Genomic DNA, 23,164 nt, shown 5'->3' with positions numbered 1-23,164 from the left:
GGGGGTGCGGGTGTCGCTCCCATGACCAATCTCTTTCAACCAAGGCTCCTCAATGAGGTGTTCGGCGATCCCGGCCTCTTTGTGAGGCTCAGGTGGGAACGGCGCGCTATTCTGCTGGACCTCGGTGACCTGACGACGCAGCCGTCTGCCGAGCTGCTGAAGGTCACCGACATCTTTGTCTCTCACACCCACGTCGATCACTTCATCGGCTTCGATCATTTACTGCGGACCGTCCTCGGTCGCGACCAAACGATTCGTCTCTTCGGACCGCCTGGCCTCATCTCGAACGTCGAAGGAAAGCTCTCCGGCTACATCTGGAACTTGGTTGAGGGGTATACCCTTGTATTCGAGGTTCACGAGGTGAGCGCGGAGAAGATCGCGGTTGCCCGCTTTCCATGTGGCGCTCGCTTCGAGCGGATTGATCTGCCGCCGTCTTCACCGTTTACCGGCGTGCTGGTTGACGATCCGTTGTTCCGGGTCGAGGCGGTACATCTCGATCACAAGATCCCGTGTCTTGCCTTTGCCCTGGGTGAAGTGGAGCGGATCAATATCGACCCTGAACGGCTGAAGTACCTCGGTCTTTTGACCGGGCCATGGCTGACCGAATTCAAGCGACTAGTCCGCACAGGCGCGCCGGACGATACGGTGGTCCGCGCCCCATGCGAGGATGCGACCGGCGAGGCATTCCAGGAGTTGCTGCTCGGTGACCTGAGAGACAAGATCGTGACCATCACGAGCGGTCAGAGGCTGGTCTATGTTACCGATACGCTCTATTCCGATGAGAATCGGCAGAAGATCGTCGCTCTTGCTCATGACGCCGATATCCTGTTTTGCGAAGCAATGTATCTGGAACAGGATCGGGATCATGCGACCGAGCGACACCACTTGACGGCGCGGCAGGCCGGACTGCTTGCTCGCGAGGCCAACGTAAAGGAGTTGGTGATCTTTCATTTTTCCCCACGATATCAGGAGTGCCCGGAGGCTCTCTATCATGAGGCCGCTGAGGTGTTCGGTGGCCCGGTCCGCTCGGGCTAAACCTTGTTCCGGTATTTGGTGTCACAGTGAAGGATGTTGAGATCGGGTATTGGGTTATCTCGGCGGACATGGATCCGTGAAACTAACCATTTGATAAGGAGGAATTCACTATGCGAGCAATTGTGATAGCCGCGCTGATTCTGGTGGGTGTGCTGGGGCCGGCGATTCCACCGATGTGGAACCATGTTGCGTCAGCCGAGGAGGGTGCGGGTGGACCGGGGATGACGGGGTACCGGATGATTCCCGAAATGATGCGGGGTATGGGGATAGACCCCTCGTTCCATAGGCGGGGGGGCCACGAATGGCCGCTCATCAGCCAGATGCTGATGTGGCAAGACCAGTTAGGACTCACCGCGGATCAGGAGCGTACCCTCAGAGAGCTTCGAGCCAATTTCGAGAAGGAGTCGATCAAGCGGACCGCGGAGATCGATGTGGCAGAGCTGGAGTTGAACGGCTTGCTGGAGCAGGATAAGGTGGACGTAGCCAAGGTGGAGACGCTGGCGAAGAAGAGTGCAATGCTACAGGCTGAGCTTCGCGTGAGTCGTGTCAAGACGATCGAGGCCGGGAAGGCGGTACTGACACCGGAGCAGGCGGAGAAGTTCGAGCGATTAGGCCACGAATGGATGATGGGTGGCATGGGAATGAGGATGCCGGGCCCCGGCATGCCCCCTCCGATGCGCCCTGGCACGCGGTGACCGGGGAATCGATATCGCCCCCACTATACGTCGAGGGTGTGGGCTGCCTTGTGCCGGCGATGGGCGAACTTCGTAGCCAGCAGGATCGCCTCCACCAGACTGCGAGGATTTGCGGTCCCTGTCCCCGCGATGTCGAAGGCGGTGCCATGATCCACTGAGGTGCGGATAATGGGGAGACCTACGGTGACATTGACCCCACGGTGGAACCCGATCAGCTTGAGCGGGACATGGCCCTGATCATGGTACATGGCGACGACGGCGTCGAATTCACCGAGCTTAAGCCGATGGAACAGGGTGTCAGGAGGGAAGGGGCCGCCTACCCTGATTCCCTCGGCCTTGGCGGCCTCGATCGCCGGCATGATCTCTTCTATCTCCTCTCGCCCAAATCGACCACTCTCACCGGCATGAGGGTTGAGGCCGGCGACGCCGATTCGCTTCTTCCGTGATCCGAGATCGCAGAGAACCTGATGAGCCAGGCGGATGACCGTCAGGACCCTGGCCTGTTTCACCTTGTCGCAGACAGTTCGTAACGAGGTGTGGGTCGAGACATGGAGAACCCGCATTCGCCCGACGACCAACAGCATGGCGTATTCCTTGGTGCCGGTCCGCTCGGCGAACAGCTCCGTTTGGCCATCGTACTTGAACCCCGCCAGGGCCATCGCCTCCTTGTTCAGGGGGCCGGTCACAATGCCGTCCAGTTCGCGCGCTATCGCGAGGTCGATCGCCTTGTTGAGGTACTCCACCGCTGCTCTACCACAGTGGGGGGCAAGGACGCCTGGTGGGCAGTTTGCGATATCAATGTTCTTCAAGTCCAGCACCTCAAGACAGCCCGGGTCTGCTGTGACCTCAACCGGGGAGGCGATGGATCGAATAAGGAGGTCAAGGCGGCAAAGCCTGATGGCCCGCCGCATGATTTCAGCCTCGCCGATGATCAGTAGACGGCAGGCCGCACGCACCTCCTCGTGTGTGACAGCCTTGGCTACGATTTCCGGACCGATTCCTGCCGGGTCGCCAATGGTCAGTCCTAAAAATGGACGAAAGCGTATATGCCTGGGCATGATTCCTCCTGAAAGTAAGTGAAATGATAGCACAAACCACTTCTTCTCCCCAGGCATTTCTGGTATAGTGGCTCTGTATCGCTACGCTCGTAGGTGCCTGTAATGGCGGATAGAATAATCGAAGGAGGAACTGATGCGTCTGCCAAGCCGAACCAGCATCGCGTTCATCGTCGCTCTTGCTGCCGCCTTCCCTCTTCTTCAGGCCTGCGCTCCCACGGCCACCCGCGAGAGCACCGGGGAGTATCTCGATGACTCGGCTATCACCGCCAAGGTCAAGACGAAACTGCTTGGCGACCCTACAATCAGCGGCTTCGCAATTTCGGTAGAGACCTTCCGCGGACGGGTGATTCTGGCTGGGTTTGTCAATTCTCAGGCCCAAGTTGATCGGGCGGTCGCCTTGTCCCGGGAAGTGTCTGGCGTCAGGGAAGTACAGTCGGCGCTGGTCATTAAGAGCAGGTAGCGGCCTTTTCTGCTCTAGCACTCACCGAAATGCTGCAGTCGAAATGATCTGATCCTTGCGCGAGACAATATGTGGGCAAAAACTGGAAGTGCGCTTGATCTGGCTGCTGCCTTCATTGACTTCCTGGGGATCTCATCAGTTTCAGTCCCGGTACTCCAGTTTATCGGCATCATTCTCATCGCGTTTCTGCTCGGTCTTTTTCTCGGACGGATCACGAAGCGTAAGATTCAAAAAGTTGTCGAGAATTCAAGTGAGCCGGAGGTGGACCGCGTCTCATTAGATTTCCAGAGGTTGACACCGCTTGGTCCTACCGCAGAGGAAGTCGCAGAACATTCGGCAATGGATCTTTCCGATCTCCGGTCTGACCAGATACCTCAGAAGCCTGCGGTGAGTAACCAAGAGGAGCAGCAAAAGCCGATTTCGCTCAAAGAATGATCACTATTACGGTTCGCCGTCTCCTTGATTTTTCCGGTGGGCTTCGGTATCTTTAACGAGTATACCTCCTAGTCAAATATTCACACACTGCATGGTGCAGACAATGGACGCGACAGGTCTGATGAATGGTTCACTGACGGGCATCTTTTCAAGTGCGGCCGATGGGGCGCTCGGCGTCGATCAGGACCACATGGTCACCCTGTGGAACGAGGCGGCTGAGCGCCTTGTGGGGTACACGGCCGCAGAGGTCATGGGACGGCCCTGTTCTGAGGTCTGGGCTGTACGAAACCGAACAGGGTGCCGACTGTGTGGAGCTGACTGCTCCCCAATCACCTCGGCCAGGAATGAAGAGCCGGTCGAGGGGCGTGAGATCATGATTCACACCAAGGCGGGGCGTCCCCTCTGGCTCCACGTCAGTACTATCGTTGTTCCTGGCGGCGCGCCGAGCCTCTTCACCATGGTCCACATCTTTCACGACGTGACCAAGCAGGTGGAGACCGAGATCCTCCTCGGCAAGGTACAATCGCTGCTGGGAGGCGAAGGAGACCTCCCGGATGGCGGCAGAATGAGCCCTCTAGGGAGCGCCTCTCCCTTGAAGGTGTTAACGCCCAGAGAGCAGGAGGTCCTCCGGTTCATCGCCCGTGGCGAAAGTGCCAAGGGAATTGCGAAACAGCTTCACATCAGTACCACCACCGCTCGTAACCATACCCAGAAGATCCTCGCCAAACTCGGCCTTCACACCAAACTCGAGGCCGTGGCAGTTGCCTTCCGCTACAAGCATTTCTAATCCCGTTCCGGCTTATGTCCTCCAGCTTTGAAGATGCGGCTTCCCCATACCTGAAAGGATTGCCCCCTTATCGCCATGGCAGACTGTTTGAGGAGGGTGGCAGAGAGCCGGTGAGTGAGGATTGGGTGAAGCTCGACTACAACGAAAATCCATTAGGGCCATCGCCGCTGGCGGTCAAGGCGATACGGGGGGTGTTGCAGGGCATCAACCGCTACCCCGATTGTCAGGGACACGCTCTCAAGGAGCGGTTGGCCGAACGGCTCGGGCTGTCTGCCGCGCATGTCGCGCTGGGGAACGGCAGCAGTGAGCTGATCGATCTGTGCGCGAGGTGCTTCCTCGGCCCCGGCATAGAGACCATCATGGGCGATCCCGCCTTCGCCTTCTACGGCCGGGTCGTCCAGGCCGCGGGAGGTCAACGGGTATCAGTCCCATTGAAAGCATTTCGTCATGATCTTCAGACAATGGCTGAACGGATCACGCCCCGGACCAGGATGGTTTTCATCGGCAACCCGAACAATCCGACGGGAAGCTGCGTCCCGCCTCACGACATCGCCGCCTTTGTCGAGGCGCTCCCGGAAGGGGTCATCGTCCTGCTTGACGAGGCATATCGTGAGTATGTCCCGGATGCGCTTCAGCCTGATACCGTGGGCTACGCGAAGGAGGGTCGCCCTGTGATCGCGTTACGGAGCTTCTCCAAGATTTATGGGTTATCAGGATTGCGGATCGGGTATGCAATCGCCCCGCCCGATTGCATTACACTCATCGACAGGGCGAGGCAGCCGTTTAACGTGAATGCCCTGGCCAGTGCAGCCGCCTTGGCCGCCATAGACGATGTGGTGCACCTCGTCAGCTCGAAGCGCCTCAATGAGGCCGGCAAGCGGTATCTGTACCAGGCCTTCGAGGAGCTTGGATTGCGCTACGCACCGACAGCGGCGAACTTCATCCTCGTCGATGTCGAACGGGACGGGGAACAGGTGGTTCGCGCCTTGGCGGACAGGGGGATAGCCGTTTGCCCCCTCACCCGTTATGGCCTCTCGACATCCTTAAGAGTGACCATCGGCACCCCCCGTGACAACGAACGCTTTGTCTCCGCCCTCCGCGAGGTATTCTCAACCCACTGAACTCGCCACGCTTCGCCCACCGTGGGCGCGGCAGGTAGTAAGAACACGGAGGAGGTAGTGCGATGGCTGACATCGATGCTGTGATCGAACACCGCTCCCGGTACGCAGTGGAGCTGCTGTCCCGCTATACCCCTGTAGCGGCGGCCTACCTGTTTGGTCCGTGGGTGGAGGGAAGTGCCGATGAATGGAGCGGCATCGATCTCGCGGTCTTTCTAGAGGACATCGAGTCGTGGGACCTTACTACCCGCGCGCACACCACAGCCCTGGTACAAGAGAAGGCAGGCGATGATATCACACTCCATTTCTTTTCCGCACGCTCGCTGCACCAACCTGAACCCGCCAGTCTCGCCGCATACGTCCTGATGCATGGTGTCGCAATCACCCCGTAAGTGTGAAGGAGCCTCCATCTCAGTTTCCCTGGGCTTACGACGGGTACGCCTCGAAACCGGCTGCGCCATATACGCGAAAAGGCGTTTTGACACAACGGTCGGCATCTACGAAAGTCAGCGGAAGTGTACAGGGACCTGTGGCTAGCCCGTTGATTCCGGTAGGTCGAGGAGAAAGCGCCATGCCGGAACGACCTCGATGGTTCTACCGTCCACCTCGATTCGCTCATGCTCGCTCCGGGTCACGATGGTTCCTGTTGTGAGCTTGAGTTCAGCCATCGCCTCGCTCAACGCCGCTGTTTCTCGTTTCCGTGTCTGCGGGTCGGCCAGGGACTCGCATACCTGAACCAACATCCGCGGTTGACCACGCATCGGGACGATGAAGTCGACCTCCCGTCCGGTCTTCGTCTTGTAGTAGTAAATCTCCGGGTACAAGCGCCGAAGAGCCGTAAACACGAGGTTCTCCAGGAGATGCCCGGAGTTGACCAGAATTCCCGAAGACACCGACGTGACCAGGGCGTGATCGACGCAGTAGATCTTTTTCGGATTGGTGTTGCTGCGTGCGAGCGACGGGTCGAAGATGCGCACGGTGAATAGGAAATAGGCATCCTCGAACCATTCCAGGTAATCCGATACGGCTGACTTCGGCGCCTTGTGGCCCAGTGACTTGAGATAGCCTGTGAGGCTGTTGACGGAGTAGTGCGATGCCGTGTTATCCACCAGCCAGTGCGCGAGATCGGTCACCGCTTTGGGGTGTGAGACGTCGTGGCGCTCGACCAAATCTCGAAACAGGATGGTGTGAAAGTATTCCTGGTGAGTCTTGATCCGCAGGTTTCGGCCAAGGCCGACGACCTCGGGGAAGCCACCGGTCTCCCGGTAGGTCTCGAAGGTCTTCTGAATGAGGAACCGCTTCTTCGTCGACAGCGCGCCCTCACTTTCGATGCCTTTGTAGTCCAGGAATTCCCTGAACGAGAACGGAAACAGCTCCCATGAGAGCGCCCGTCCGCGCATCTGCGTGGCAATCTCCTTTGAGAGCATCTTGGCCGACGAGCCCGTGAGATAGACCTCGCATTGTTCCGTCCGCATCACGCGGTCGACGAAGCGCTCCCATCCGGGAACGGCCTGAATCTCGTCGAAAAAGCAGTAGACCTTTTCGGTGTTTTTTTTCTCCGGATAGAGGGAGTAATAGGCTTCAGTGATCAGACCGAGATGGTCCTGCTGCAGGGTGTGGAGGCGGTCATCGAAACAGTTCAGGTACAGGATGTTCTGCCTGGAGACCCCGCTGTCCAGCAGCCGCTGGATCATTTGAAACATGTACGTCGACTTGCCGCTTCGCCGCACCCCAATGCAGACGGCGGCCTTGCCGTGAACGGTCTCGATACGCACACGCCGGGGCACCCCGGTCTCCAGCGGGGCTTCCTGGAAGTCCAGGATGATGGATTTGATCGTCTCAATCAACTGATCGCCCCCGGACATATATGTTTCCAGTGACTACCGCATCCGGTTACAAATATAGCCAGTATAGCCAATAAGTGTCAAGCGATATTACCGGATGCGGCACGAACTGTTTCGGACCGCCCATGCCGATTAAGGTGTCCTCGTGAGAAGGACAGATCTTGCTGAAGCCATCCTTCTGATAGTGGCACCTGATTCTTACCGCTCCAATTTTTTAAGGCCGTGAAGTGATCAGGAATGGCGGCAGCGATGACCCGGCTACCGAAGACATCACCCCAGCACGCGGAGATCTGGTCAGCAAGAAGCGATTTCCGGCCCCTTCGATGATATGGACCGCGTCGAGCGAACAGAGCGAGAAGAACATCGTGCGTAGGGTCGCTTCGCTTCAGCAGCCGAAGGCGCGCCGCCACCTGGCGCGCGGGTTGTCGAACTTCGGAGCAATCGGCGAATCGCCGATTCGCCACAACTCGCAATCTGTGGGGGTAAGATGTTTATCACCCATGCGATACTCTGAGACCTTACTGAAAAGTCTTCGGAAAGTCTCGGCTCTTATGGAAAAACAGCCCTCCCCCAATCTCCACATTCACCTCATCCCCTCGACCTTCGACACGGGTAGACGCGCCTTGCAACCTTTTACACCCTTTCTGAATGCCACCCTCTTTCTGCCGCGAAGTGAGACTAATATGGGGCAGAACACTCATTTTGGGGCTTTTGCCCCATTGCTTATCTTTCTCCGCTGACGTAGTCCGGCGACACTCCTCATTATGCTAGGCTAAGTATTTATAATCAAATAGTTACATAATCCGCCTTGAGGACGGTTGGCACTGGATGTGCATTGTCCCTTCAAGTCCTACTATTGGACTACAGCGTCCTTGCTACTCATTTCAAAACGAACGCGGAGGCGGAGATGTTTGAACTATCCACGCACATCCCTGGTCCAAAGCAGCTACACGAGATCGATCTGACCGCGTACGACGCGCTCTATCTGGGAGACTTTACGTGTCCCCTCTATCCTGGCAATTTCTCCCGCCATATCGACACCCTCGCCCTTGGGGTAGAGCGGGTCAAATCGATGGGAAAGAGGTGCTATCTAAGCCTGTATGCCATCCCGAAGGACAGCGACCTGGTCTGGATCAAGGAGCTGCTCCGGGGCGCTCAGGGGCTGCCCCTCGACGGTGTCGAGGTCCACAACATGGGACTGTTGGAGACCGTGCGCGAGATTCTGGGCGACATCCCTATCCACCTGGGGGTCTTCGGCAACCTTTACACCCACGAGACCGCGCGGGTGCTGAAAGGGTACGGGGTTGAACGGGTCTTTCCGAATGCCGAGTTAAGCCTGGAAGAGCTGATCTATATCCGGGATAACTCGCCCGTCCAGGTGGTGGTGCCCGTTCACGGGAAGATCCCGCTGGCGATCTCTGGGACCTGCTTCGTCACCGACTACACCGGTCAGGTGCCGACCAATTGTGAAGAGAGTTGCTCGCAGGGGCACTGGCTGACCCATGAAGATTGGCAACTCAAGAGCATCGGGAGGGCGAACCTGAGCGGCAAGGATCTCTGTATGCTTGAGTACCTGGATCGCCTGATACGGAGCGACCTCAACCTGTTCTACATTTATACGCTAGGAGAAACGGGGACCTACGTTGAAACGATCGGGAAGATCTACCGGGAGGCGCTCCACAAGGCCCAGTCTGGTGAGGAGTCTTGCACCGAGCGGTGGCTGGATCAGTCGAGATCGTTGTCGCAGAGCGGCCTCTGCAATGGATTTTATTTCGGCGTATCCGGGCAGGAATATCTCAGCCCCCATGCGCTATCCCAGACCGCGTAATGAAGAGCTTCAGGAGGCATAGACGATGGCGAAATTGATGGCGCCTGGGGGAACGCGGCGGATGGCCTTCTCGGTCCTGGAAGCGGGGGCCGATACGGTCTACGTGGGTGTCAGGGGATGGAGCCGGAGAGGTTCTGACACTGAACTGACCGATGCGGAGGTTCGGGATCTCTGCGCTGCAGCACGTGCTCAGGGCAAGCACGTGAGGGTTGTCCTGAACACGATGCCCAGCTCGGAAGAGGTCCCGCTCCTCTTGAAGAAGGTTGACATGTACGCCGGATGGGGCGTCTCCGGGTTCATGATCAGCGACATCGGTTCGATGGTCCAGGTGCGATCCCACTTCCCCGATATCACGATCCACGTCAGTGTAGGAGCCGGGCTGAGCAATGCCCTTGAGGTGCGGTTTTATCACGATCTGGGGGCCAGTGTCGTCATCCTGCCGTATCGAATGGGGATCGAAGACGTCCGGGCCATCAAGCGATCGATCGATGTCAGCCTGGAGGTCTTCCTGTTCAGGACCGAGAACCTGGATGGGATCGTCTGCCCGGGGAAGTGTACGATGAGCAGCTACTTCAGCTCCAACCGGTGGCTCGATCACGAGGGGAAAGATTATTTCTACGGCAGCGCCAACCGGGGCGGGGATTGCTTGCGGGTCTGCCAAGTCGGGTGGGAGGCGACGGCCGATGAGCGGGAGATCGACGGAAAGTTCGGCCTGAAAGGTAATCCGAAGCTCTGGCTGCAAGAGCTGTCGGACTACGTTCAGGCGGGCGTAGACTATTTCAAGGTGCCCGGGAGAGATCGATCCGATGAGCTGGTCCGGGACATCGTTCGCTTCTACCGGAAGGTCGTGGACGATTTGGAGACCTTTCCAACCGATGAGGTGGTAACACAGTACGCGCCTGAGTTGGAGGAGTTGAAGAAGCGATGGGCGAGCGAGCGGCGGAGGCGAGACGACCGCCTCGTTGCGCGGGCGAAGGCCTGACGTCGATGACGCTCAGTACACGCACTGCTACGCAGACGGTGAAACTGCTGGCCCCTGGCGGGACCCAGCGAATGGCTATCACGGCGCTTTCCGAGGGGGCAGATGCGGTCTATGTGGGCGCCCGCGGATGGAGCCGACGACCGTCACAGATGGACCTGACGGATGAGGAGATCAAAGAGCTTAGCGAATCAGCCGCCGCCATGGGGCGAGAGGTCAAGGTGGCCTTGAATGCCATGCCCGGTCCCACCGAAATGCCGCGTCTTATGCAGAAGGTCGAAGCGTATGCCGGCTGGGGCGTGTCCGGGTTTGTCCTTTCAGATCCCGGGTGTATCCTGGCCGTCCGACGCCATTTCCCCACCATTGACATCCACGTCAGTATCGGAAGCGCCGTCACCAACCGCGAGGACATCCGCTTTTACAAGGCGCTCGGAGGAAGTTGCATCATCCTGCCGTACCGGCTGCAGCCCGATGAGGTCAAGGCGATCAAGGCGGAGGTCGGCATGAACGTGGAGATCTTTCTCTTCCAGCCGATGCCTCATGGACTCGTCTGCCCCGGTAAATGCATCATGAGCAGCTACCTGGTCTATAAGGAGTGGTCGGACGAGGAAGACGATGCGCTGAGCGGTACCGCCAATCGCGGCGCACGGGGCTGCGCACGAGTCTGTCAGGCGGGATGGGAGGTGGCGGCGCCCGCTGCGGAACTCGATGGCAAGAGTACGCTGCGGAACGATCCCTTTCTCCAATTATGGGAGCTGCCTGGCTTTGTCGAGGCGGGAGTCGATTATCTCAAGCTCCAGGGACGGGAGCGGTCGGAAGAGTTGATGCAGGATATCACGCGGTTTTACCGGGGGCTGATTGATGCGATTGTGGCATCCGGGGCCGAACTATCGCTGCAGCCGTTCGTTCCAGAATGGCAAGAGCTGAGAAAGCGATGGACGATGGAGCGCACCAGGCGAGTCGGTCAATTGCTTGGAAGCGTCAGGGGTCCTCAGTGAGGCACAGAAAAGGGAGCGCATCGGAATGATGGTCGTAAAGGACGGCACAACCGCACTACCGGTCCTAAGAGCGGCCTTCGAGCCGACCGGGAGCCCCCGCTGGTTCGTGTACGCGATGAAGAAGCTGGGGCTTGATACCAAGCACGGTTTTGATCTGCAGATCACTCTTGTCCGGGATCAGATCACCGGCGCGTTTCAATCGTTTGAGGTGGCCCTTAAAGAGGGGGCCGTCGATCTCATCGATATCGATTGGATTGCGATCGGCCGCCACCGGGCAAACGGCCTCTCCCTGACAGCCTTCTTTCCCTATGGCCGGATCGCAGGCGGGCTCGTCGTCCCTTGCGACTCATCGATCAGCGGGCTGCAGGACCTGCGCGGAAAGCGAGTCGGGGTAGTCCGGCTGCGCGACAAGAACTGGATCATCTTGAGGGCCGCGTGCATGAAACGGTACGGCTTTGATCCCCAGCAGGAAGCGACAGTGGTCGAGGCGCTCTCGAAGGGGACCTTGGCTGAGATGCTGAAGGGGGGGCAGGTCGATGCCGCGCTGCAATGGTGGCAGTTGATCCCACCCTTGGTGGCGACGGGAGCGTACCGACAGATCGCGGATGTGCTCGACCTGATTGCAGACCTCGGGATCACCGGTCCGGTGCCGATTACTCTTTTTACCGTGAGTGATGAGTTCGCAATGCGCAACGCCGACATGCTGCGCGGCTTTATCCGCGCGTTCTGTGAAACGGCTGAATACATGCAGAAAAACGATGAGATCTGGGTTGAGGTGGGCGAGCAGGTCATGGGTGGGATCGATCCCAGGATTCTCACGATCCTGCGCGATAGCTGGCGGCGACGGGTGATGACCGCTTGGGATAAATCAACCATTCGGCAGATTGAACGTCTCTTTGGCGAACTCCTGAAGGTAGGCGGAGGGGCGCTCCTCGGTATCGACCGGTTGCCTCCAGGAACCTTTGCTGCAGGGTTTGTAGAGTAACAGCAGGTAAATAGACTGAAGACTGAAAGTTTTTGAGTAGTTTCCCTTCAGCCTTCAGTCTAAATCCCTAACTGCTGAATGCTGTTTCAGGGAAGGATAAGGACCATGGTGAAATTGTTGGCTCCAGGGGGGACGCAAGCGATGGCCTTGGCCGTGTTGGAAGCCGGCGCGGATGCCGTCTATGTGGGTCCCGCGGGCTGGAGCCGGAGACCTCCCGAGGATGAACTCCACGATGAGGAGATCCGCGAGATCAACGAGTTTGCGCGGAGCAGGGGGCAGGAGGTGAAGGTCGCGCTGAACAGCGTGCCTGGTCCGCAGGAAATCTCCCTCCTGTTCCAGAAGATCGAGAAATACATCGACTGGGGTCTGTCGAGCTTCATCCTCAACGATATCGGGTGCATCAGACAACTTCACCAGCGTTTTCCGGGAGTGAATATCCACGCCAGCGTGACGTGTGCCGTCTGCAACCGGGAGGACCTGCGGTTCTACCAGGAGATCGGCGCCGACTTCGTCATCCTCTCCTATCGATGGGGCGTAGAGGTCGACCAGATCCGCGCGATCAAGGCAGAGGTGCCGGTCGGCATCGAGGTCTTCCTCTTTACGTCGCTTCAGGAGGGGATCATCTGCCCAGGCCGGTGCACGATGAGCAGTTACCTCCGCTTCGAGCGATGGGTAGACTCCGAAGGGAAAGACCATTGCTTTGGCAGCTCCAATCGCGGGGGGAGCTGCTATCGGGTCTGCCAGGCCGGATGGGATCTCGACCGCACGAATGGGTCTCCAACGAAGCGGCTGGGCCTCAAAAGCAGCCCGTCACTCATTCTCCACGAACTGCCGGACTACGTCGAGGCGGGGGTCGATTACCTGAAGATCCCGGGACGGGAGCACCCGGATGGGGTGATGCGGGATATTACCAGGTTTTACCGGAAGGTGCTCGACGAGGTCCAAGCTTCCCCAGCCTCTGTTGAGATAGAACACTTTGTGCCGGAATGGGAGCAGTTGAAGTACAGATGGAAAGTCGAGCGAGTCCAGCGCGACCGCTTCCGTATCTGGCGGGCCGGGCAGTCAGACGCCTGAGAAACATGACGGGGCGATTCCGCATCATCGATCTTCAGGATGTTCGGGAGGGTGATCTGCCCCGTGTCGGGCGGAAGGCCCTGCACCTGGGTGTGATGATGCGGGCTGGCTTCACGGTGCCAAGAGGGTTCGTCATCCCCACCGCCGCCTGTGAAGAGGCGATACGATCTTCCGGTGAACAGATCGAACTCGATGAGCAGTTGCAGGCGGCGATTGTTGCAGCCTATCGGGCAAGAGGGTTTCAGCGGGTAGCGGTGCGAAGCTCGGCGACCTTGGAAGACCTCCGCCATGCCAGCTTTGCCGGTATCTACACGACGCGCGTCAATGTCGCCTCCGAAGTGGAACTGATCCAGGCTGTTGTGGAGTGCCTCCGCTCCTTGCGGGCGCCACGCACTGCCTTGTATAGGCAGCAGGTGAGCCTGGAAGAGAACGGCTGCGGGCGGGGCATGGCCGTCCTCGTGCAGGAGATGGTGGAGGCTGAGGTCTCGGGCGTCATCTACACCCTGAACCCGGTCACCTTCAGCCGAGACGAGTGCGTCGTCAACGCCGTATTCGGTCTTGGCGAGCCGCTGGTGTCTGGCCTGGTGCCGGGGGATACGTTCCGCGTAGATCGAAAGGGCCAGGTGCTGGAGACGCGAATCGTCGCAAAGGATGCGACGCTCACGCCGACCCAGCTCTGCGGCCTTGTTGATGTCGGTATTGCCCTGGAGACGCTCTTCGGTCATCCCCAGGATATCGAGTTTGCCATCGCCGGACGGCAGACCCACATCTTGCAGAGCCGACCCATCTCGGCCACGAGCGATTCGCTTGAACGCAAGGCGGCACGGTATCGGCAGATGGAGATCGACCGGCTACGCCGTCGGATCGCCGGGTTGAGACGAAAAGGGAAGCTCACCTGCGGCGAGGCGATCTATAGCGACGGCAACATCGCCGAAATTCTGCCCACGCCAACGCCCATGAGCTTCGGAATCTTCACGACGATCTTCAGTGATGAGGGCGGCATTCAGCTTGGCCGCCGCCGGCTTGGATATACACTCGCTGACGAGACCTCCGAAGGGCTGTTCGAGCTCATCTGTGGCCATCCCTACTTCAACCTTGAGTTGGATGCGAAGACGTTCCAGGTCGACTTTCCCCTCGATATCACGGCATATCTAAACCAGGTGAAGGCCGAACCGCACCTGGCCAATTATCCTGAGATCGGGCTCTATCAGCAGGAGTTGACCCTTGATGAGGCCGTAGGGAGATTCGGTCCAGATAAGGGCAGAAAGTACCACGACCGCTTTCTCGAATTTCTAAGCGGGATGATAAGGTGGGGGGAGGCATATCACACGCAATTCTCGGACACAATAGAACCGGAACTCCAAAGCTACCTGACCAGGGAGGAACCGGTTGCGCTGACAGGGCTTTCATGTGGGGAGATCATTGCGAAGCTCCAAGGCTACCTGGATCACCTGAGGTGGTCGACTGCCGTACATTACGTCGTCGCGGCGAGACTTGGTTTCTTCTTCACCGACAGGGTGAAGCGGCAACTACAGGGTTGGTTTGGTCTGGAAGCCGATGGGTTGATCGAGAAGCTGCTGCATGGACTCGAGCGAAGCAAGATCGGTCGGGAAGAGATCGACCTGTTAAGGCTTGCGCAAAAGGAGATGTCGCGCGAGGAGTTCCTCGCGACGTATGGCCATCTAGCCGCGAATGAACTGGAGATTGCGATGCCTCGTATGGCTGACGATTCCCAGAGCCTCGAGCGATTGCTCAGGAAGGCCGTGGCTACCGATTATCACCCTACCGTGGAATCGTTTCAACAAGTAGAGCGCAGAGAGCGGGCCGAGGCGGAGGTTCGAAATCGAATGGCGCAGTCCGGCGCGAGTCGGCTCGACATCCGGACGCTGTTCAAGAACCTCGAGTACGCCCAACGATACCTGCCGTTTCGCGAGACGATCAAGTATTACCTGGTCGCAGAGTATGCGCTCATTCGGCGGGCGCTGATGGTCTTGGGCCGGAAACTCGAACTGGAGCCTGACGAGGTCTTCTATCTGTTTCCGACGGAGCTCCCGGAATTGCTCAGCGATCTCAAGCGTGCGCGAGACACGATACAGGTCAGACGCAAGGAACGGGAGATCGCCCTGCTATTCGCAAGGCGCAAGTGGATGCCGAGGGTCATCTTCGAGAACTCGCTTGAAGAGATCGGCAGGCCACCAAGGCTTGATACCTCACAGGAATTTCAGGCTGTTCCTGTTTCTTCCGGCGAAGCGGTGGGGAGGGTCCGAATTATCGACCCCGATAGGCTCGACTCACTGAGCAACGGGAACGGCCTCCAAGCTCATGACGTCATTGTCGTTCCGGCGGTGAGTCTCGGCATGTTCCTCCACATCAGAGGGGTGGCCGGACTGGTGATGGAGACCGGCGGCATCCTCGCCCACGGCGCGTGCCTGGCCCGTGAGAGTGGAGTTCCTGCCGTGATATTAGAAAACGCCTCGTTGCTGCTCCCGGATAAGAGCCAGGTCAGGATAGATGGCAGCAGCGGGAAGGTCTCCCTGTTGAACTGTCCGATCTCCCCTGAGAGGCCGTAGGTCCTGAAGCTGCACCCTTTTGTTCCTCACTGTAGCCCACCTGCGAATACGTACTCTCTCTCTCCGGAAAACAGTTGACACCCTGATCCAGATACCATAGGTTTGCAATGTGAGAGCATTTTTCGCGCGAAGACCTCAAGTAGCAATTAAGGAACGATCCATTCGCGACGCGATAGATGCAATAGACTCTTTCTGAGGAAGTGTAGCGGCATGGAGGAGGAGAGGTGATGAAGGGGCTGGGCGAGCGGATGATCCGGGCCGCCAAACTGGATGGAAGCCTTTATGAGGAAGTTAAGGCTGATCGGCGCGCTCCGATGCAAGCCGCGATGGTGGTGATTCTGTCGGCTGTGGCCGCCGGAGTCGGTGTCATCATTCATGACGGGATTGGCGGCTTCTTTTTCGAGACGATGCAGGCGATGGTGCGGTGGTATGCCTGGGCGTTTTTCACCTACCTGGTCGGCACGCGATTACTGCAGGAGCCGCAGACCAAAATCGACTTTGGCGCAACGGTGCGGATAATCAGTTTTGCCAGCGCTCCGGGAGTCGTAAGTCTGCTGGGCATCATTCCTGGTTTGAGCGGCGTCGTCTTTGGACTCGTGTTGGCCTGGATGTTTGGAGCCATGATTATTGCGGTGAGGGAGACCCTTCGCTACACGACAACCTTCAGAGCGGTGGGAGCGTGCGTGATTGGATGGGTCATGCAGTGGCTTTTTATGGGCATCTTACTCAGTCTGAGAGGCCCGGCCCCAGGGGCATGAACAACAGCGATCAGCGTTCAGCCGTAGGTCGGGTTGGCGCAGCGTAACCCGACAACTTGGCTGACAGCGTGTTCTCCATGACACAGTTGCACGTCCTCGTCACAGGATCGACCGGATTCATAGGTTCGACGCTGGTTCCGTTTCTTGCGGCCGGCGGACATCGTATCACGCGCCTGGTTCGTGCCACTCCTGAGCACGAGATTGCAGAGGTTCGTTGGGACCCTGAGGCGGGAGTGATGGATACCGCCCGCCTTGAGGGGCTGGATGCGGTGGTCCATCTTGCGGGAGAAAACATTGCGACCGGAAGGTGGACGACTGAGAAGAAAGCGAAGATCCGCGACAGCCGGGTGGGCGGCACCAGGTTGCTCTGCGACTCGCTCGCCGGGCTGAAGCAGCCGCCAAGGGTGCTGGTGTGCGCGTCGGCCACCGGCTATTACGGCGATCGTGGTGATGAGGTGCTTACAGAGGAAAGTACCATGGGAACCGGCTTTCTCGCCGGAGTCTGCGCTGAATGGGAGGCAGCGGCCAAGCCTGCCGTCCAAAAAGGGATCCGCGTTGTTCATCTCCGCTTCGGGATGGTGGCCAGCGGAGCCGGTGGGGCGTTAGCGAAGCTGCTCCCACCCTTCAAAATGGGCCTCGGAGGGGTACTGGGGACGGGACACCAATACATAAGCTGGATCGCCTTGGATGACCTCTTGGGTGTGATTGCGCACGCCCTTACAACTGAGGCGCTCCAGGGTCCGGTCAATGCGGTGACGCCGAATCCGGTGACCAATCAGGAATTCACGCGGACATTGGGGCGGATTATCGGCCGATTCACCCTGTTTTCAATGCCTGCCACCGCAGCGCATCTCGCTTTTGGGGAGATGGCTGATGAAGTGCTGCTGGCCAGTCAGCGCGTCCAGCCTACCCGGCTGCTGGCCACAGGGTATCGCTTCCGCTACCCTGATCTCGAAGGCGCGCTTCGACACTCGCTTGGGCATTAACGCAGTACGTCACATCCCCTTCGTTAATTGTCATTCCGGGCTTGACCCGGAATCCAGGTTTAACGCGATCATCAGAAGCTGACGGCTAAGGGCTGATAACTGACCGCTTTCTTAAATCGGAACATGGCGAACGTTCTTATAGCTGGCTGTGGTTATATCGGAACGGCGCTGGGCTCTCTGCTCGCGGCTGAGGGACATACCGTCTGGGGACTGCGTCGCCATCCCGACACGCTTCCGCCTGACATTCGACCAGTTGCGGCCGACCTGACCTCGCCCGAGACACTTCAGACACTACCGTCAATAGTTGATTGGATGTTCTATACGGCTGCGCCCGATACTCATGACGATGCGGCCTACCGGGCAGTCTATGTGGAGGGAGTGCGAAACCTGCTCCACGCGCTTACCTTGCAGCAGGCACATCCCCGGCGTGTCTTCCTCACATCGAGTACGGGGGTCTATGGGGAGTCTTCGGGGGCCTGGGTAGACGAGACGTCTTCCACTAAACCGACTGAGTTCGCAGGGATGCGTCTCCTCGAAGGCGAGCGTCTCCTGCTGGAGGGCCCTTTCCCGACCACCGTATTACGCTTGGGCGGCCTCTACGGTCCTGGCCGCGCCTCGCTGATCGAGCGGGTGCGTCGAGGCGAGATTACATGGGGCAATGATGAGTCGCCCGTCTATTTTAACCGCATTCACCGGAATGACGCTGCCGGGGCTCTGCGCCATCTGATGATGCTGTCGAACCCGGACCCAATCTACCTTGGGGTCGATCACGAACCAACCACGCTGGCCGTGCTCCTTGACTGGCTGGCTGCAACACTTGGCGTGCCGCCGACTCGGCCGAGTGAATCTGCCTCGCCTCGAACGCCTCGTCATCCCGCCAACAAGCGTTGTCGCAACGCCAAGCTTCTCGCCTCCGGCTACGTCTTCCGCTATCCGACCTTCCGCGAGGGCTATACGGCCCTGCTTACCCTACCTCTACCAAAGTAGACCGATCCCCACTCCGACGTATCGATAGATATTCGTCTGCGTTTTATAGAGGGGTAGAAACGTGTCCGTCCTGTTGCTTACGCCCTGACGACTTTGTCTGGGGGGATGCCCTTGAAGGCGTTGCGCGTATCGACGATCAGATGGGCGTGCTGGCGGATCAGATCGAGGTCAAACGCCGAGTGGTTCGTCACGAGGATGACCACATCCTGCGCCTGAAGGGTCTCGGCCGTCAGGGGGAGAGCGGTCAGGTCAAGGTCGGGATAGTGACGGTGACCGTAGCACCGGGGGACGTGGGGATCGGCGTAATTCACCTGGGCTCCCTGTTGCCGCAGTAGCGTCAGGATCTCGAGGGCCGGGCTTTCCCGCTGATCGTCGATATCCTTTTTGTACGCCACACCCAGGACCAGGAGGCTGGCGCCATGCAGCGACTTACCCCGACCGTTCAGCGCCTCCACGACCTTTCCCACCACCCAGGCCGGCATGGCATGGTTGATCTCGCCGGCCACCTCGATGAAGTGGGTGGCCATGCCGTACTCGCGGGCTTTCCAGGTGAGATAGAAGGGGTCGATGGGGATGCAGTGGCCCCCCAAACCCGGTCCGGGATAAAAGGCCTGAAAGCCAAAAGGCTTGGTGGCAGCAGCATCGATGACCTCCCAGATGTCGATCCCCATCCGGTCCGAGAGCATCTTGAGCTCATTCACTAGTGCGATGTTGACCGCTCGGTAGATATTCTCCAGGAGCTTGGTCATTTCGGCTTCCTTGGGAGAGGCGACTCGCACTACGGTGGGTACAATCGTTCTGTAGAGCGTTTCGCCTAATTCCCCACAGGCATCCGACACCCCACCGAGGACCTTGGGGATGGTGGCCAAGCCGAAGTGTGCGTTGCCCGGGTCTTCCCGCTCAGGCGAGAAGACAAGAAAGAAGTCCCGCCCTACCCGAAGACCCGTTGCCTCAAAGCGGGGCTGAAGGATCTCCTCAGTGGTGCCGGGGTAGGTGGTGCTCTCCAGACAGATGAGTTGGCCGGTCCGCAGTGTGCGAGCAATGGCGTCGGCGGTCTGTATGACGTACTGGAGGTCTGGATTTCGATGGCGCGTCAGTGGTGTGGGAACACAGATGACAATCGCATCGGCCTCTTTGAGGCGGGTGAAGTCGGAGGTGGCTTCAAACCGACCCGATCCGACCAGGGAGGCCACCCGATCTTCCGGGAGATGCCGGATGTAGCTCTCGCCGGCATTGATTCGCTTCACTTTGTCAGGATCGATGTCAAAGCCCAGGACGCGAAAGCCCACCTCCCCGAAACGTAACACGGCCGGCAACCCGACATACCCCAGGCCGATGACGCCGACCGTATAGTCTCGCCGTCCGATACGTTCCTTCAGATGCGGGACGAGCGATGTCATCGTGTGTCCTTTCTCCTCACAAAGCGGGAGGCTTCGACGGCGCCATGAAGGCCAACCAGTCGGCGTTACCCTGTTGACACATGCATCGCCCACTCACGATTGGCTTGATACCATCGCACCAGCGCGTCAACGCCATCCTGGAATGTTGATTGCGGTTGCCAGCCCAGCAATTGCTTGGCCTTACTGATCTCCGCCCATGTGGCCTGCACGTCGGCTGGATGACGGGGTGTGTGTACAATCTCTGCTTTCTTCCCGAGGAATGTTTCGATAAGTCGGATTGCCTCGATCAGGACGATCGGCGTATCGGAGCCGAGGTTAATGACCTCATACCCGAGCGGTTTGAGGCCGGCGATCGTGCCTCTCGCGATATCGTCTACGTAGGTGAAGTCCCGGGATTGTTGGCCGTCGCCATACACCAGCACTGAGTGCCCTTCGCTGATCCACTGCACGAAGCGAAAGAGGCTCATATCGGGTCGCCCGGCGGGGCCGTAGACGGTGAAATACCGCAGCACCGTCACATCGATTCCGTACAAATAATGATAGGTATAGCAGAGAGCTTCAGCGGCCTTTTTGGAAGCGGCGTAGGGCGAAAGGGGGGCGTCGGTATTTGCGTCTTCCCGGTAGGGCATTGGATTACCCTGACCGTACAGGCTGGAGGTAGAGGCGAGAACAAACTTATTGATGCCGCGTTTCCGGCAGAGGTCTAAGAGGTTGAGCGTTCCGGTGACGTTGGTGTCGTAGTACACCCAGGGGTCTTCAACGGATTGGCGTACGCCGGCGCGGGCAGCCAAGTTGATAACGGCGACTGGACCGCGACCATAGGGTCCACATGCTGCCTCAAAGGGCTCGCTTAAAGCTGCCCGATCGCTGATGTCGAGTTGGTGGAGCTGAAAGCCGGGGTAGTGGAGGATCTGTTTGAGGCGCCACTGCTTAAGCCTGACATCATAGGCGTCGTTAAGGTTATCGATCCCGACGACGAGGTGACCGGTCCGGAGAAGCAACTCGGCGACCTTGCAGCCGATAAAGCCCGCACAACCTGTCAGGATAACCGTTCCTGGTTCCAAGCGTCGGTCCTTGGCGCGCTATATCCGGCTTAGATTGATGGTCTGCGCCGCCTTTGGTGCCATTGCGCAATCTGAACGATCGATGTCGGTGTGCGAAGATGCCAAGGGAGGTCAACCGCGAAACTGTGAGTATACAATGGTGCCGAAGGGGGGACTCGAACCCCCACGGGTGTAACCCCACCGCCCCCTCAAGACGGCGTGTCTACCAGTTCCACCACTTCGGCGCAGCAGTATGATGGCAATTGCCGCCACCCGCTGTCAACGGAAATCTGGGCTGTTGCCTTTTTTCCCACCTGAAAACACCAACGCCCTCCAAGGTCGCTGCCGGCCTGAAGGGCGTTGGTAACTGGCGCTATAAAGCTTCTACTCGTCCTCAACTTCCTCCTGGTTCTCTTTTCTGATCTTCAGCGCGACAATCTGACCATTTTGGATGACTGCCTTGACCTCGGTAAAATCATTATCGTTCAAGGTTAGTCCATCCGCTCTCACCCTGGTAGTTGGCGTGACAACGATGGAGATTGGCGGCCCGCCTATCCCACCAATGAAGAGAGTAAAGGTCTGGGCTGGGGAGCCGGGCGGGAGAGGAAGCGCCAGGCTCGCGCCTGGAACGTCAACGGCTCCAAAGGTCTCGATTTCCGGATTTTTCAACTCGATCTTAGTCGCCACAAGCTCCATGGTGGCCCCCACTTGTTGGGCCTTCGCTTTCACCCCGATCGAATCGCCATCCACAAGCGAGATGCTTCCTCCGGCCCCCTTTTCTTTCGAGTCCTCAGCATCGACTTTCGTGCTGGGGGTGATCGTGATCGGTACAGGCGACCCGCTGGGTCCGCCGAGAAAGAGGGTGACGATGACGTTAGGGGAGCCGGGCGGGAGGGGAAGCGTTAGACTCGCGCCCGGGACATCAACAACCCCTCGCAGTTTCCCATGAATCTTCCCGGCCCAGACTGGCGTGGCCGCAAAGGTTACGGTCGCCAGCCCCACCAGGAGCGCAGAAATCCAAGCTGCCCTTCGACTCGTTCTACCTGCCCCCTTGCTTGTAACCATCATGTCTCCCTCCATAGCGATTGAATAGTAGCTCTCATGATCCGGATCGATATCGTACAGGTTACCAACCGTATTGAGTGAGAGCAATAGTCATGCCAGGGCTCTCGGTTGGCATTGCGTCGTTCCTGAGGGGAAATGAGCAGCAAAACTACCTTGGAGCTGTGTAAAAGTTACAGGATTGAGATTCCTTAAGGAAGGTCCAAACACGACTTCAGCCGGTGTTGCATGGCCTGCCCCAGTTTGCTATTCTTTGCGTTATCTTTCAAATTCTTGGCTGTGAGCACCTCTCGAGAGGGCCGTATGTGTCGCCGAATGAAGTGGGCAGGTCTGAGACTTATGGCGTTGATCCTTGTAGGATGCGCAACGGCCCAGATTGCGGAACAACGGGTCGTCAGCGGCCGGATCACCGATCAACAGGGTCGGCCTGTACCGGGGACGCCCGTGCTGGTGGTAGGACGGCGGCTTGATTTGACCACGAAGTTTGACTATACGGAACTCGACCGACGGGAGTTGAGGGTCCTGACTGCCGACGACGGCCGGTACAGGGCCGAGTTCATTCCCGACGAACTCGGGAATAACCTTTACCTGTTCTTCTATGCCGAAAAGGGATTCGATGGCGTCCGGTTTCAAAGGCCGGACGGGATCGATATCACCAAGCGGTTGAAGGAGAGCAGAGAGCTGAGGTTGGATCAAGTGCTGCTCGACCATCCGCAATGGAAGGAAGTACAGCGACAGATCGCGCAGTTTGGTGCGGATTCGGCCAAAGGAAAGATTCTGCGTCAATTGGGCCTTCCGGAACGGATCGACCGCGGGACCAGCGATCAATTTGCGGAGACGTGGTGGTATTATAAGAAGGGAATCAGCTATCGCTTTGTCGGCTCTGCGGTCGAGGGATCGTATACCTTCCAGCCCATCCAAGGCGTGCTGCCGCTTCCCCCCACGAAGTAGCGCAGGCACCCCCTCCGCCCTATCACCTTGCTGGGCTACAAGAATCGGTTATAATAAAAAATTGGTAACTGCGTATAGCCTTCAGCCTTCAGTCTAAACGCCTAATCTGTA

The 23,164-nt window shown here is 58.4% G+C and carries 22 protein-coding genes and 1 tRNA gene; 17 read left to right on the top strand and 6 right to left on the bottom strand.

The genetic code is table 11. The features are described from left to right. Positions 1 to 21 precede the first annotated feature (21 nt). Both PHV01_RS07605 and PHV01_RS07600 read left to right on the top strand, forming a co-directional pair. A complete protein-coding gene (locus tag PHV01_RS07605) occupies positions 22 to 1,035 on the top strand; it encodes an MBL fold metallo-hydrolase (protein ID WP_337290555.1) in 1,014 nt (337 codons plus the stop codon). Between the two features lie 110 nt (positions 1,036 to 1,145). Next, positions 1,146 to 1,730 (top strand): Spy/CpxP family protein refolding chaperone, encoded by a 585-nt coding sequence (locus tag PHV01_RS07600; protein ID WP_337290554.1) that lies wholly within the window; start codon positions 1,146 to 1,148, stop codon positions 1,728 to 1,730. A gap of 23 nt (positions 1,731 to 1,753) precedes the next feature. Here the strand turns inward: PHV01_RS07600 and pdxA are convergent, their stop codons facing one another. Further along, on the bottom strand, positions 1,754 to 2,788 hold the full coding sequence (gene pdxA / locus PHV01_RS07595) for a 4-hydroxythreonine-4-phosphate dehydrogenase PdxA (protein WP_337290553.1): 1,035 nt from the start codon (positions 2,786 to 2,788) through the stop codon (positions 1,754 to 1,756). Between the two features lie 133 nt (positions 2,789 to 2,921). Between pdxA and PHV01_RS07590 the strand changes: the two genes are divergently transcribed. The 5 genes from PHV01_RS07590 (at position 2,922) to PHV01_RS07570 (ending at position 5,980) form a co-directional block, all read left to right on the top strand. Further along, positions 2,922 to 3,248 (top strand): BON domain-containing protein, encoded by a 327-nt coding sequence (locus PHV01_RS07590; protein ID WP_337290552.1) that lies wholly within the window; start codon positions 2,922 to 2,924, stop codon positions 3,246 to 3,248. 69 nt (positions 3,249 to 3,317) lie between these two features. After that, on the top strand, positions 3,318 to 3,683 hold the full coding sequence (locus PHV01_RS07585) for a hypothetical protein (RefSeq protein WP_337290551.1): 366 nt from the start codon (positions 3,318 to 3,320) through the stop codon (positions 3,681 to 3,683). Between the two features lie 103 nt (positions 3,684 to 3,786). After that, the gene (locus PHV01_RS07580; protein WP_337290550.1) at positions 3,787 to 4,470 is read left to right on the top strand and encodes a LuxR C-terminal-related transcriptional regulator; all 684 of its coding nucleotides are present in this window, start codon (positions 3,787 to 3,789) and stop codon (positions 4,468 to 4,470) included. Positions 4,471 to 4,484: 14 nt separating this feature from the next. Further along, positions 4,485 to 5,591, top strand: a complete 1,107-nt coding sequence (hisC, locus tag PHV01_RS07575) for a histidinol-phosphate transaminase (protein WP_337290549.1) — start codon at positions 4,485 to 4,487, stop codon at positions 5,589 to 5,591. A gap of 62 nt (positions 5,592 to 5,653) precedes the next feature. Beyond that, the gene (locus PHV01_RS07570; RefSeq protein WP_337290548.1) at positions 5,654 to 5,980 is read left to right on the top strand and encodes a nucleotidyltransferase domain-containing protein; all 327 of its coding nucleotides are present in this window, start codon (positions 5,654 to 5,656) and stop codon (positions 5,978 to 5,980) included. Between the two features lie 141 nt (positions 5,981 to 6,121). On the opposite strand, the gene PHV01_RS07565 is transcribed toward PHV01_RS07570, so the two are convergent. Beyond that, the gene (locus tag PHV01_RS07565) at positions 6,122 to 7,453 is read right to left on the bottom strand and encodes an ATP-binding protein (protein WP_337290547.1); all 1,332 of its coding nucleotides are present in this window, start codon (positions 7,451 to 7,453) and stop codon (positions 6,122 to 6,124) included. Between the two features lie 886 nt (positions 7,454 to 8,339). On the opposite strand from PHV01_RS07565, the gene PHV01_RS07560 reads away from it, so the two are divergent. The 9 genes from PHV01_RS07560 to PHV01_RS07520 all read left to right on the top strand — a co-directional run bounded on the left by PHV01_RS07560 (position 8,340) and on the right by PHV01_RS07520 (position 18,597). Then, positions 8,340 to 9,260: a peptidase U32 family protein gene (locus tag PHV01_RS07560; RefSeq protein ID WP_337290546.1), complete on the top strand. Its 921-nt coding sequence runs from the start codon at positions 8,340 to 8,342 to the stop codon at positions 9,258 to 9,260. 25 nt (positions 9,261 to 9,285) lie between these two features. Then, the gene (locus PHV01_RS07555) at positions 9,286 to 10,242 is read left to right on the top strand and encodes a peptidase U32 family protein (RefSeq protein ID WP_337290545.1); all 957 of its coding nucleotides are present in this window, start codon (positions 9,286 to 9,288) and stop codon (positions 10,240 to 10,242) included. Then, on the top strand, positions 10,185 to 11,237 hold the full coding sequence (locus PHV01_RS07550; protein WP_337290544.1) for a peptidase U32 family protein: 1,053 nt from the start codon (positions 10,185 to 10,187) through the stop codon (positions 11,235 to 11,237). The genes PHV01_RS07555 and PHV01_RS07550 overlap by 58 nt, the downstream gene beginning before the upstream one ends. Before the next feature lie 25 nt (positions 11,238 to 11,262). Further along, the gene (locus tag PHV01_RS07545; RefSeq protein WP_337290543.1) at positions 11,263 to 12,222 is read left to right on the top strand and encodes an ABC transporter substrate-binding protein; all 960 of its coding nucleotides are present in this window, start codon (positions 11,263 to 11,265) and stop codon (positions 12,220 to 12,222) included. Between the two features lie 105 nt (positions 12,223 to 12,327). Continuing rightward, positions 12,328 to 13,296: a peptidase U32 family protein gene (locus PHV01_RS07540; protein WP_337290542.1), complete on the top strand. Its 969-nt coding sequence runs from the start codon at positions 12,328 to 12,330 to the stop codon at positions 13,294 to 13,296. Further along, on the top strand, positions 13,230 to 15,866 hold the full coding sequence (locus PHV01_RS07535) for a PEP/pyruvate-binding domain-containing protein (protein WP_337290541.1): 2,637 nt from the start codon (positions 13,230 to 13,232) through the stop codon (positions 15,864 to 15,866). Before PHV01_RS07540 ends, PHV01_RS07535 begins: the two co-directional genes overlap by 67 nt. Positions 15,867 to 16,093: 227 nt before the next feature. Further along, entirely contained in the window at positions 16,094 to 16,624 is a 531-nt protein-coding gene (locus PHV01_RS07530) for a hypothetical protein (RefSeq protein ID WP_337290540.1), read from the top strand. A 77-nt stretch (positions 16,625 to 16,701) separates the two neighbouring features. Continuing rightward, positions 16,702 to 17,610, top strand: coding sequence for a TIGR01777 family oxidoreductase (locus tag PHV01_RS07525; protein WP_337290539.1), 909 nt, complete (start codon positions 16,702 to 16,704; stop codon positions 17,608 to 17,610). A 123-nt stretch (positions 17,611 to 17,733) separates the two neighbouring features. Further along, the gene (locus PHV01_RS07520) at positions 17,734 to 18,597 is read left to right on the top strand and encodes an SDR family oxidoreductase (protein WP_337290538.1); all 864 of its coding nucleotides are present in this window, start codon (positions 17,734 to 17,736) and stop codon (positions 18,595 to 18,597) included. Positions 18,598 to 18,674: 77 nt separating this feature from the next. Here the strand turns inward: PHV01_RS07520 and PHV01_RS07515 are convergent, their stop codons facing one another. From PHV01_RS07515 to PHV01_RS07500, 4 genes are all read right to left on the bottom strand, one after another. Further along, entirely contained in the window at positions 18,675 to 19,997 is a 1,323-nt protein-coding gene (locus tag PHV01_RS07515) for a nucleotide sugar dehydrogenase (RefSeq protein WP_337290537.1), read from the bottom strand. 65 nt (positions 19,998 to 20,062) lie between these two features. Next, positions 20,063 to 21,061, bottom strand: a complete 999-nt coding sequence (locus PHV01_RS07510) for an NAD-dependent epimerase/dehydratase family protein (protein WP_337290536.1) — start codon at positions 21,059 to 21,061, stop codon at positions 20,063 to 20,065. A gap of 137 nt (positions 21,062 to 21,198) precedes the next feature. After that, positions 21,199 to 21,285, bottom strand: a tRNA-Leu gene (locus tag PHV01_RS07505). A gap of 139 nt (positions 21,286 to 21,424) precedes the next feature. Then, complete coding sequence (locus PHV01_RS07500; RefSeq protein WP_337290535.1) at positions 21,425 to 22,108, bottom strand: hypothetical protein; 684 nt, start codon at positions 22,106 to 22,108, stop codon at positions 21,425 to 21,427. Positions 22,109 to 22,417: 309 nt separating this feature from the next. Between PHV01_RS07500 and PHV01_RS07495 the strand changes: the two genes are divergently transcribed. Further along, positions 22,418 to 23,053 (top strand): carboxypeptidase-like regulatory domain-containing protein, encoded by a 636-nt coding sequence (locus PHV01_RS07495; RefSeq protein ID WP_337290534.1) that lies wholly within the window; start codon positions 22,418 to 22,420, stop codon positions 23,051 to 23,053. The last annotated feature ends 111 nt before the right edge of the window (positions 23,054 to 23,164 follow it).

Origin of the sequence: Candidatus Methylomirabilis sp. (assembly GCF_028716865.1) — a bacterium.
Classification (GTDB): Bacteria; Methylomirabilota; Methylomirabilia; order Methylomirabilales; family Methylomirabilaceae; genus Methylomirabilis.
Note: the sequence above shows the minus strand (reverse complement) of the source record. Positions and strands in the feature narration are given on the sequence as shown.